The organism is Streptomyces sp. NPDC091292, from assembly GCF_044757265.1.
Taxonomy (GTDB): Bacteria; Actinomycetota; Actinomycetes; order Streptomycetales; family Streptomycetaceae; genus Streptomyces.
The window spans coordinates 306,634-317,067 of the sequence record NZ_JBIVUQ010000009.1 but is presented as its reverse complement, the minus strand read 5'-3'; the positions used below and the strand labels follow the sequence as shown (position 1 = coordinate 317,067).

General features: G+C 72.5%; 10 protein-coding genes and 1 pseudogene. 5 read left to right on the top strand and 6 right to left on the bottom strand.

The window, feature by feature from the left end; genetic code table 11:
- Nucleotides 1-93: 93 nt before the first annotated feature.
- Nucleotides 94-483, bottom strand: coding sequence for a cell division protein SepF (locus tag ACIQNU_RS25350; protein ID WP_401370517.1), 390 nt, complete (start codon nucleotides 481-483; stop codon nucleotides 94-96).
- Nucleotides 484-756: 273 nt separating this feature from the next.
- Here ACIQNU_RS25350 and ACIQNU_RS25345 point away from each other — a divergent pair, with 273 nt between their 5' ends.
- The 4 genes from ACIQNU_RS25345 to ACIQNU_RS25330 are packed head-to-tail and all read left to right on the top strand — an operon-like array spanning nucleotide 757 to nucleotide 4,338.
- The gene (locus ACIQNU_RS25345; RefSeq protein ID WP_401370514.1) at nucleotides 757-1,362 is read left to right on the top strand and encodes a phosphatase PAP2 family protein; all 606 of its coding nucleotides are present in this window, start codon (nucleotides 757-759) and stop codon (nucleotides 1,360-1,362) included.
- Nucleotides 1,363-1,373: 11 nt separating this feature from the next.
- Nucleotides 1,374-2,192, top strand: a complete 819-nt coding sequence (locus ACIQNU_RS25340) for a phosphatase PAP2 family protein (RefSeq protein WP_401370512.1) — start codon at nucleotides 1,374-1,376, stop codon at nucleotides 2,190-2,192.
- A complete protein-coding gene (locus tag ACIQNU_RS25335) occupies nucleotides 2,189-2,857 on the top strand; it encodes a response regulator transcription factor (RefSeq protein WP_401370509.1) in 669 nt (222 codons plus the stop codon). The genes ACIQNU_RS25340 and ACIQNU_RS25335 overlap by 4 nt, the downstream gene beginning before the upstream one ends.
- On the top strand, nucleotides 2,854-4,338 hold the full coding sequence (locus ACIQNU_RS25330; RefSeq protein ID WP_401370506.1) for a sensor histidine kinase: 1,485 nt from the start codon (nucleotides 2,854-2,856) through the stop codon (nucleotides 4,336-4,338). Before ACIQNU_RS25335 ends, ACIQNU_RS25330 begins: the two co-directional genes overlap by 4 nt.
- Here the strand turns inward: ACIQNU_RS25330 and ACIQNU_RS25325 are convergent.
- The 5 genes from ACIQNU_RS25325 to ACIQNU_RS25305 form a co-directional block, all read right to left on the bottom strand.
- Entirely contained in the window at nucleotides 4,319-5,233 is a 915-nt protein-coding gene (locus ACIQNU_RS25325; RefSeq protein WP_401370504.1) for a hypothetical protein, read from the bottom strand. The two genes, ACIQNU_RS25330 and ACIQNU_RS25325, sit on opposite strands and share 20 nt — an antisense overlap.
- 76 nt (nucleotides 5,234-5,309) lie before the next feature.
- On the bottom strand, nucleotides 5,310-7,517 hold the full coding sequence (locus tag ACIQNU_RS25320) for an MMPL family transporter (RefSeq protein ID WP_401370501.1): 2,208 nt from the start codon (nucleotides 7,515-7,517) through the stop codon (nucleotides 5,310-5,312).
- Between the two features lie 11 nt (nucleotides 7,518-7,528).
- A complete protein-coding gene (locus tag ACIQNU_RS25315) occupies nucleotides 7,529-7,780 on the bottom strand; it encodes a hypothetical protein (RefSeq protein WP_401370498.1) in 252 nt (83 codons plus the stop codon).
- A gap of 136 nt (nucleotides 7,781-7,916) precedes the next feature.
- Complete coding sequence (locus ACIQNU_RS25310) at nucleotides 7,917-8,585, bottom strand: response regulator (protein ID WP_401370496.1); 669 nt, start codon at nucleotides 8,583-8,585, stop codon at nucleotides 7,917-7,919.
- Nucleotides 8,582-9,790, bottom strand: a complete 1,209-nt coding sequence (locus tag ACIQNU_RS25305; protein WP_401370552.1) for a sensor histidine kinase — start codon at nucleotides 9,788-9,790, stop codon at nucleotides 8,582-8,584. The genes ACIQNU_RS25310 and ACIQNU_RS25305 overlap by 4 nt, the downstream gene beginning before the upstream one ends.
- A gap of 212 nt (nucleotides 9,791-10,002) precedes the next feature.
- Between ACIQNU_RS25305 and ACIQNU_RS25300 the strand changes: the two are divergent.
- Nucleotides 10,003-10,434, top strand: a pseudogene (locus ACIQNU_RS25300) (hypothetical protein); the annotation flags it as partial.

Sequence of the window (10,434 nt, the reverse complement as noted above, 5' to 3'; positions counted from 1 at the left end):
TGATCCGACGGGCCTGGTACACCCACCGCTGGGACAACCGCCCGCGCAGCCCCCGCATCCGATAGCCCGGCTCAACGCCTACTGGCGGACGCTCTAATTGCCCGGCATGGTCGCTTCCGCCACCAGGCCCTTGATCTCCGTGCCGGGAGGCGCCAGCAGGAAGACGTTGCGGTCGACGCGGTGCATGCCGCTGCCGAGGCCGAAGACGACTCCACTGCTGAAGTCGAGGACGCGTTTGGCGACGTCCGCCTCGGCGCTGCTCAGGTCGAGCAGGACCGGGATCTGCGCCATGAGTGTCTCGGCGACCTCGCGCGCGTCCGCGAAGATGCTGACCCGCAGAACCACGAAGCGGCGGCGCGCCTCGGTCCGGGCCTCGGGGGCCGCGCGGTGACCGGGCCATGACGGCCACTCGTCGCGACCGCGGAGCGGTACTACCTGGGCGAGCCCCTCCCACTGTTCATCGGTGACGTCGTGGCTGTTCAAATCCCCACCCCGTCCTGGCTCGCACGTGAAATCTGCACCGGCCAATTCTTACGCCACCTCACCCGTTCGGCCCAACAGCGACACGAACCGGGGCGGTACGAGGTGCGGACGGAGGTCCTCCTCATCCGGGGCGAGCCGCTGGGAACGATCGACGCCGGAGCTTCGTCTACAGTTCAGTAGACCGTCTACATCGCTGTAGTCGTCACATAAATTCGACCACATGTTCGGGAGTCACCTTCGGGCTCCGCAAGCGTCACAGGAAGGGGCGGTGGGTTGATCCTCGCTTTCGACGGGTCCTCGATCGACGGGTCCGCGTACACCGATGTGGTGGGCCTCGCGCAGCGTTCGCCGAGCTGGCTGGACGGCGTGATCTCCGCGTGGTCGACGTACGGTCTCGCGGTCTTCGCGGTGCTGATCGTCGCCGCCTGGTGGCGGGCCCGGCGGCAGAACACCTCGGTGGCCGTGAGAGCGCTGGCCGCACCGGCGATCGTGCTGGTCGCGTATGGCGTGGACTACGCGATCAAGCTGATCGTCCGCGAGGACAGACCCTGTCAGAGCCTCCGGATCACCACGCTGGAGGCGTGCCCCGGGCCGGGTGACTGGTCCTTCCCCAGCAACCACGCGGCCCTCGCCACCGCTGCCGCCGTGGCCCTGTACTTCGTGTCGCGGCGCCTCGGTGCCGTCGCCCTCGTCGCCGCCGCCGCGCTCGCCGCGTCCCGCGTGTGGGTGGGCGTCCACTACCCGCACGACGTGGTGGCGGGCGTCGCGGTGGGTGGCCTGGTCGCGCTGGCCATGGTCGCGCTGGTGCGCCGGGTGCCGGAGACGGTGACCGTGCGGCTGACGGCGACGCGATTGCGCCCCTTGCTGGTGGCGTCATGAGCGGAGGCGTCATGAACCGCAAGGACGTGCCGGGTCTCGCCGGTTCCGTGTGCCTGGGGGCGCTGGCCGGGTTCGCGCTGCTGACCATGGTGGTCATCGGCCGCGACGGCGCTCCCCTGTTCATGGACAGCGGTCTGCACACCTGGTCCGACTCCCACCGTCCGACGGTGGCGCTGGCCGTGGCGCGGGGCCTCACGGCCACGGGCACCGGAGTGTGGCCGTACGCGCTGGTCGTGCTGGCGGGGGTGATCGCCGGACGCACGGCACGGCAGCGGGTGATCGCCGCCGCCATGGGCCTCGGCTGCCTCCTCGCCGGCCAGGGCCTGCGGTACGGGGTGCTCCATCTGGTCGCCCGTCCGCGACCGCCCGAGCAGGACTGGGCGACCCATGCGTCGGGCTGGTCGTTCCCGTCGGGCCACACCAGCACGTCCGCGATCACGGCCCTGCTGCTCATCATCGCCGTCCTGCTCCGCTCGCCCCGGGGGCGCCGTACGACGGCCGTCGTCATCGGCTGCTGGGCCGTCGCGGTGGGTCTGACCCGGGTCTATCTGGGGGTGCACTGGTTCACGGACGTCCTGGGCGGCTGGCTGTACGCGCTCGCGTGGGTGGGCCTCGTCGTGGGCGTCGGTACGCGATGGTGGGAGCGCAGGGAGGAGCGGGGGCGGCGGGTACCCGTGCCCGTGCAGGGGGCGGGGCGGCAGGGGCCCGGCGCGGTGGGGCGCACGTCCGGTGGGCCGGGTTCCGGTGTGGTCCGGGCCGGGACAGGTCACGCGGGTCGGCCCCGGCGGTTCGTCGGGGGTCTTCGGCTCGGTGGGGAACGCGTCCTGTGAGGCGGCGGATTCTGGTGGTCGAGGACGATCACGGGCTGCGGGACGTCCTGGTGCGCGGGCTGCGGGACGAAGGGTTCGACACGGTGCCCGCGCAGACCGGGGCCGTCGCGCTGCGGCTGGCGTCCGCCACCGCCGACCTCGCCGCCGCCGTGCTCGACGTGGGACTGCCCGACGCGGACGGCCGGGACGTGTGCCAGGCCATGCGGGCCAACGGCTTCCTCTCGCCGGTCATCTTCCTCACGGCGCACCACCGGCTGACGGACCGGCTCACGGGGTTCTCGGCGGGCGGTGACGACTATCTGGCGAAGCCGTTCCATCTCGCGGAGCTGGCCGCGCGGTTGCGGGCGTTGCTGAAGCGCGCCGGGCCGGTCGAGCCGACGGCGAACGGGGACGTGACCCTGGACGCCGTGCGGCACGGTATGGCCGTCGGGGGCACCGAAGTCGCCCTGACGCCGACCGAGTTCCGGCTGCTCGCCGCGCTGATGGCGGCGCCCGGTGAGATCGTCCGGAGGCGGGAGTTGATCAGGGCGGGCTGGCCCGAGGGTTCCCAGGTCAGCGAGAACACGCTCGACCAGTATCTGACGCGGCTGCGGCGCAAGTTGCGGGACGCGGGCAGCGGGATGACCGTGACGACGGCGCGCGGTGTGGGACACCGTCTGTCATGACGGCGTCCCGTTCGTGGTGGCCGAGGTCCTGGACGCGTGGCTGGTGGACGCGTGGACGGCTGACGCGATGGTGGCCCCGTACGCTGCGCGGTCAGCTCTCGCTCGTCGCGCTCACCACCGCCACGCTGGTGATGGTGATCCTGACGGTCGTCTTCAACACGGTCGTCGGACGGCACCTCCAGCAGCAGGCGGACGACGAGTTGCGTACGCGCGCGGCGGCCGTCGCGACCACCGTCGACACACGCCACGATCCCGTACGGGTCCTGGAGACACCGGGTGACGGGCTGCTCGACACCAACGTCTGGATCTACGCGGGCGGCCGGCTCCTCGAACAGCCGCCGTCCGTCCCCGCCGGAAGCCCCGTCACGCGCGCGGCCGAAGCGCTGGCCGCCCGCCCGGCACAGGGGTGCGTCACGGTCGGCGCCGACAGCGACGGAGGCGGCATCCGCCTCTGCGCCCACCCGATCACCAGCACGGCCAGCAACACCGGCACCAGCACCGGCACCAATGACCGCGCCCATACCGCCGCCGTGGTCACCGCCCTCGACCTCTCCCCGTACCGCGCGTCCGCGGACACCTTGCTCCTCGCCTCCCTCGCGCTCGACGCCGCCGTCCTCGCCTGTACGTATGTCCTGACGCGGCTCGCCGTGGGGCGGGCGTTGCGTCCGGTCCGGACGATGACGGAGCAGGCGACCCGCTGGGGCGCCGTCGCCTCGGACGAGCGGTTCGGCGGGGCGGGGCAGCCGGCGGAACTCGCGGGTCTGGGTACGTCGTTGGACGCGCTGCTCGACCGTATCCGGGCGTTGCTCCGCCATGAGCAGCAGCTGACCAGGGAGTTGTCGCACGAGTTGCGCAACCCGCTCGCGATGATCATCGCCGAGCTGGAGTGGTGGCGGTCCACCCCGCGCTCCCCCGGCGAGACCGGCACCACGCACGCGGCCATCGCCGACGCCGCCCGGACGATGCGCGAGATCTGCGACACCCTCCTCGACGACGCCCGAGGGGACGCGCACACCACGCCCGGCGCCACCGACGTCCTGCCCGTACTCCAACGGCTCGCGCAACGCCCCGGCACCCCCGACCACGTACAAGTACAAGTACAAGTACACACACACGCACAGGCACAGGCATCCGTCATCGCCGGCGTCTCCCCCGCCCTCCTCGACCGCATCGTCGGTCCGCTTCTCGACAACGCGCTGCGGCACGCCCGTTCGCGCGTGGTGCTGCGGGCCGTGCGGCGGCCGGACGGGGACCGCGGGATACGGGTCGAGATCGAGGACGACGGGGGCGGGGTCCCGGCGTCGTTCCTCGGGGAGCTGTTCCAGCCCGGACGGCGGGCCGAACCCGGCGACGGACATGGCGGAGCGGGCCTCGGGCTGCCGCTCGCGCGACGCCTGGCCCGCTCCGCCGGTGGTGAGGTGCGCTACGACGAACAGCACACGCCCGGGGCGAGGTTCGTGGTCACCCTGCCCGCCGGCTGACCCGGGCGTTCCGGCCCGGCGCCACCTCCGCCTCCACCTCCGTCTCCGTCCTCGCCCCGGCCTCCACCGGGTCCTCGATGACGTCGCGCCGGGTCACCGTCAGATAGACGACCAGGCCGAGGATGACCGCCAGGAACAGGACGCTGGTCACGACGGTGCCGAAGCCGAGGCCGCCGTCGGCCGTGGGCTGGGAGAGGTAGTCGCCCAGGGATGCGCCGAGCGGGCGGGTGAGGACGTAGGCGATCCAGAAGCTGCCGACGGCGCCAAGGCCCATGGCGAACCGGCCCATCGCCACCGCGCCGATCGCCAGCGCGAACAGCACGGCGGACACCCAGTAGCCGAGGCCCATGCGCTCCGCGACGAGGTCACCGGCGGCGGTGCCGAGCGCGAAGGTGAACAGGACGGCCAGCCAGTAGAACGTCTCGCGGCGCACGGTGTCGACGCTGTGGATGGAGAGGGTCCGCTCGGTCCGGTACCAGACGGCGAACACGACCGCGAGGGCCACGGCGAACACGGCGGTGCTGGTCTCCAGCGGTACGCCGAGGTTGTCGGTGAGATTGTCGCTGATCAGGGTGCCGACGACGCTGATCAGGGCGACGGCGGTCCAGTAGATGCCGGGACGGTAGGCGCTGGTGCGGAACTGGGCGACGAGGACGACCGCGAGCAGCGCGCTCATCAGGAGCGACACACCGGTCAGTCCGAGGCCCAGGTTCGAGTTGAGGAGGTCGGCCGCCGTCTCGCCGACCGTGGTGCACAGCACCTTGATCACCCAGAAGTAGAGGGTGACCTCGGGAACCTTGTTCCACCGCAGGCGCGGGCCCGTGGCGGGGCCGGCCGAGCTGCGCGGGTACCGCGTTTCAGAGAGCCCAGGGGGCCCGGAGGTCTCAGCTGTCATGGTGCGACCGTGTCAGCCGGTACCTGAACGCATCCTGACCACAAGCCGCGCCCCGCACCTCCGACCCCGGGTACCGTCACCCCCGGACACCATCACCTCCGCCCGGCCCCTCCAACGCCACCCTCGGCAACCGCCGCGCCAACACCCCCGGCAGCCACCAGGCCCGCCGCCCCAGAAGTTGCATCACCGCGGGCACGATCAGGCAGCGGATGACGAGGGCGTCGAGGAGGATCGCCACCGCGAGCCCGAGGCCGAACTGCTGGAGCATCCGGCTCGGACTCAGCACGAACGCCGCGAAGACGACGATCATGATGGCCGCCGCGGCCGTGATGACCTTGCCGGTGGCGGCGAGACCTTCCCGCACGGCCGCGGACGGGTCCTTCGTACGCTCCCACTCCTCGTGGATCCGCGAGATCAGGAACACCTCGTAGTCCATGGAGAGTCCGAAGACGATCGCGAAGATCATCACGGGGATGAACGCCTCGATCGGCCCCGGCTGCACCCCGAACCAGCCCTCCTGGAAAACCAGCGTGATGGTGCCGAGCGCGGCGGCGATGGACAGCAGATTGAGCAGCGCGGCCTTCAGCGGGATCAGCACGGACCGGAACACCACCATCAGCAGCAGCGCGGACAGCCCGACCACGATGGCGACGAACAGCGGCATCCGCGCGGACACCGAGTCGGCGAAGTCCTGCGTGGCGGCGGTGGAGCCGCCCACGAGGTAGGTGGCGCCGGTGCGTTCGGCGAGCGGCGGCAGGACGTCGTCCCGCAGGTCCCGTACGAGATCGGCCGTGCCCGCGTCCTGGGGCGCGGTCGACGGGAAGGCGATGACGGTGGACACCGCGCCGTCCCGGGTGGGCAGCGGCGGGGTCGCGGCGGCGATGCCGTCGGTGCGGGTGAGCGTGGTCCGCAGGGCGTCGGCGGCGGCCGAGTCGCCCTGACTCACGACGACCAGGGGCCCGTTGAAGCCGGGCCCGAACCCGTCGGCCAGCAGGTCGTACGCCTTGCGGCTGGTGCTGGTGGGGGCGTCGTTGCCCGCGTCGGCGAAGCCCAGGCGCAGGCCGAGGGCGGGGGCGGACAGGGCGAGCAGCGCGACGACGGCGGCGAGCAGCGCGGGCAGCGGGCGGCGCTGGACGGCGGAGGCCAGCGCCCGCCAGCGGCGGCCCGATTCCCGCCCCTTGGCCTCGGCCCTGGCGGCCTGCTTGTGTACGTGCCGCTGGATCCGCTTCCCGAAGAGCGCGAGCAGCGCGGGCAGCAGGACCAGCGACGCGGCCATCGTGACCAGGACGGTCAGCGCCACGGCGAGCGCGACGCCCTGCAACGAGCCGAGGCCCAGGGCGACCAGGCCGAGCAGCGCGATGATGACGGTGCAGCCCGCGAAGAAGACGGTACGGCCCGCCGCGTCGAGGGCCCGGCGCGCCGCGGTGCCGGTGTCGGCGCCGTGGGTGAGTTCGTGGCGGTAGCGGTAGAAGATCAGCAGGGCGTAGTCGACGCCGACACCGAGGCCGACGAGCATCATGATCGGCGGTGTGAAGTCGGCGATGGTGAACACGTGCGAGGCCAGGGCGATCAGACCGATCGCACCCCCGACCGCGAACAGCGCGGTGACCAGGGGAAGCGCGGCGGCCACCACGGAGCCGAAGAGCAGGACGAGGATGACCAGGGCCGCGAGCATGCCCGCGCCCTCGGACGCGCCGCCCGCCTCCTCCTCGGCGCCGCGCACGGCATCGCCGCCGAGCTGGACCTCCAGACCGTCCCCGGCGGCGGCCCGCGCGGTGTCGATGATCCGGGTGACGTCCTCCTTCGCCACGCTCTCGGCCTTGTCGTCGAGGGTGACGGTGGCGTAGGCGATGGTGCCGTCGCGGGAGACGGCCGACGCGTCGGCGAACGGACTCCTCACGTCCGCGACGGCCGGCAGACCGCGCACCCGGTCGAGCAGGGATGCGATGTCCGCCCGGTCACCACGTACACCGTCGGGGTCCCGGAGGTCCCGGAAGACGATCTGCACACTGTCGCCCGCCTGGAGGGAGCCGTGCTCCTTCATCAGGTCGGCGGCGGCCTGCGAGTCGGTGCCGGGCAGGCTGAAGTCGTTGCGGTACGAGCTGCCCGCGGCCTGGGAGCCGACGGTGATCGCGGCGACCACGAGGACCCACAGGAGCAGGGCGCCCCAGCGGTGGCGGCCCGACCAGTGGGCGAGGCGCCCGAAGACACCTGCGCGGTAGGGCGCGGCGGACGGGTCGGGGGTCTGCGCGGGCGGCGCGTTGGTGTCGCGTGCCGGGTGCATGGTTACCAGCCTCAGTTCGTGGAGTGTCGGGGTCCCCGGCCCGCGCGGCGGACCGCGACGGCGGCGCCGCAGACGGCGGTCACGACGGGTACGGCGACGAAGGCGGCGAGCAACGCGCCGGTGCCGTCCACATCGAGGGTGCGGTCGAGGACGAAGGTGAAGAAGGCGCCCACGGTCCCGGTCAGCAGAAAGCCGACCGCGCCGCCGACCAGGAGGCCGAGGAGCGCGGCGACGGCTCTGCCCGAAAGGGAACGTGTGCTCATGGGCCACACACTCGGGCGCCGGCACACCCCGGGGCATCGGCCTGGGGCGGACACCTTCCCTACCCCAGGAGTCGCGGTCACCGGGGCGGACGTACCCCAGGAGTCGCGCCCACCCGCCCCGCCGAACCCCGTGTCGCTACTCCGTCAGCCAGCCGGGACTGACCATGCCCGATTCATAGGCCAGGACGACCAGTTGGGAACGGTCACGGACGGCGAGTTTGGTCATGATGCGGCTGACGTGGGTCTTGGCCGTCGAAGGGCTGAGGACCAGGCGGTCCGCGATCTCGTCGTTGGTGAGACCGCCGGCGACCAGGCGCATGACCTCGCGTTCGCGTTCTGTGAGGGAGTTGAGGCGGGGGTCGGGGCCGGGCGCCTTGACGCGGCCCGCGAACTCGGCGATCAGCTTGCGGGTGACCGAAGGGCTGATGAGGGCGTCGCCACGGGCCGCGACCCGTACGGCGTGCACCAGTTCCTCCGGTTCGGTGTCCTTGACCAGGAAGCCCGAGGCACCGGCCCGCAGCGCGCCGTACACGTAGTCGTCGAGGTCGAAGGTGGTCAGGATGACGACCTTGACGCCGTCGAGGCGTTCGTCGGCCGCGATGCGGCGGGCCGCCTCCAGGCCGTCCGTGCCGGGCATCCGGATGTCCATCAGGACGACGTCGGGGCGGAGTCGGCGGCAGAGGTCGACGGCCTCGTCCCCGTCGCCCGCCTCGCCGACGACGGCGAGATCGTCCTCGTCCTCCAGGATCGACCGGAACCCGGCGCGCACCAGGCGCTGGTCGTCCGCCAGCACGACAGTGATCATGACGGGTACGAGGCTCCCTTCATCGGCGCACCGAAGGGGCGGGGCGGTACGGCGTGGTCGTACGGTAGCCGGGCCCGTACCGTGAAGCCGCCGCCGTCCGGGCCCGGCCCTGTGGTGAGTTCGCCGCCGAGCGCGCGGGCGCGTTCCCGCATTCCGCTGATTCCGGTTCCGGTTCCATGGGGGCCCGTGCCCGGTGTGTGGCCGTGCCCGTCGTCGGTGACCTCGATCATCACGTCCCGCGCGCCGCGTTCGATCCGGACGGTGACGGCGGTGGCGGCGCGGGCGTGCCGGGCCACATTGGTGAGGGACTCCTGGACGATACGGAACGCCGCGAGGTCCACCTCGGTGGGCAGCGGACCCGGGGCGTCCGGGCCGGCCGGAGCCCGTACGTCGAGGCCGGTCAGCCGTGCCGCGTCGAGGAGTTCGCCGAGCCGGTCGAGGCCGGGTGCGGGGGCGGTCGGGGCCTCCTCGTCGACCTGGCGCAGGACGCCGAGCGTGGCACGGAGTTCCCGCAGGGCCTCGCGGCTCGACTCCTTGACGGCGGCCAGGGCGGAGTCGGCGGTGGTGGCCGCGGTGTCCGGGTCCTTGCGGACGCGGCGCAGGGCCGCGGCGGACTGCACATGGATGAGGGAGAGGTGGTGGCCGATGACGTCGTGGAGTTCCCGGGCGATCCGCAGCCGCTCCTCGGTCGCCGCGCGCTGTTCGGCCTCGCGGGCATGGGCGAGGCGGCTGTGGCGTACCCAGCCGAGCGCGACCACGCCGACGAGCCAGCCGGTGAGCATGAACAGGGCGACGCCGTTGACGTCCTCGTTCCCGGCCAGCGTGCCCGCGCCGGTGCCGATCACGGCGAGCGCGGACAGGGCGACGGCCCACTGGAGGTGTCCCTCGGCGGCCACCCCGTACAGCGCGACCACCACGACCACCATCAGCGGACCGTCGTACGCGCTGGTCAGGTAGTACGCGACGGAGACCCCGAGGGTGAGGACGGCGACGGCGACCGGGCGGCGGCGCCACTCGTACAGCGCCCCGCAGGCCGCGACGATCATCACCCACGTCAGCGCGGTGACCGCCCACGGCTCCTCGCGCGCGTCGATCAGCGACCGCAGACTGCCGAGCGCGACGAGCGTGAACACCGTCAGGGCGACCGTCAGATCGGCCGCCCGCCCACGCGGCAGCCGAAGCGAGAGGACCGGGCCGGTGCGCATGCGGGTTCCGGTGCCGGGGCCGTGGTGCGGGGCTGAGGGCATGGAGCCAGCGTAGGACGGGCCGGTGAGCTGGGGATTCCTCCGGCTGGTGGAGCGTGGCGCGGGGCGGGCGCAACCGTGGGGGTACGGGGGCGGGGGGTGTGCGGCACTCATGGGGTACGGGGGTGGGGGGCCGATTGTTATGGTGGCCGGTCACATATGGGGGGCTGGGGATGGACGAGGGACCGGTGGGGCTCCGGGAGCGGCGGGCGTCCGAGGAGCGGACTCCCGAGGAGCGGCCCGGCTGGATCCGGGTCCCGGTCGGTGACGACGCCGCGCGCTGGGCGACGCGGGGCCGCTGCCGGCGGGTCCTGCTCGTCGTCCACAACGTCACATCGGCGACCCGGCTGCTCGACGTCCTCCCCCTCTTCCACGACGACCTGCGCGTCCAACTCCTCGCGACCTGCACCGGGTCGTCGGCCTTCGCCGCCGGAGTGACCGAACTCCTCGCGGACACCGGCGTCCCGGTCCTCCCCTGGGACCAGGCCCTCAGCACCCCGGTCGATCTCGCGATCTCGGCGAGCTTCGGCGGCGAACTCGACGCCCTGGATTCGAAGTTGGTCATACTTTCGCACGGAGTTGGCTACACTAAGACGCTTGCGAAG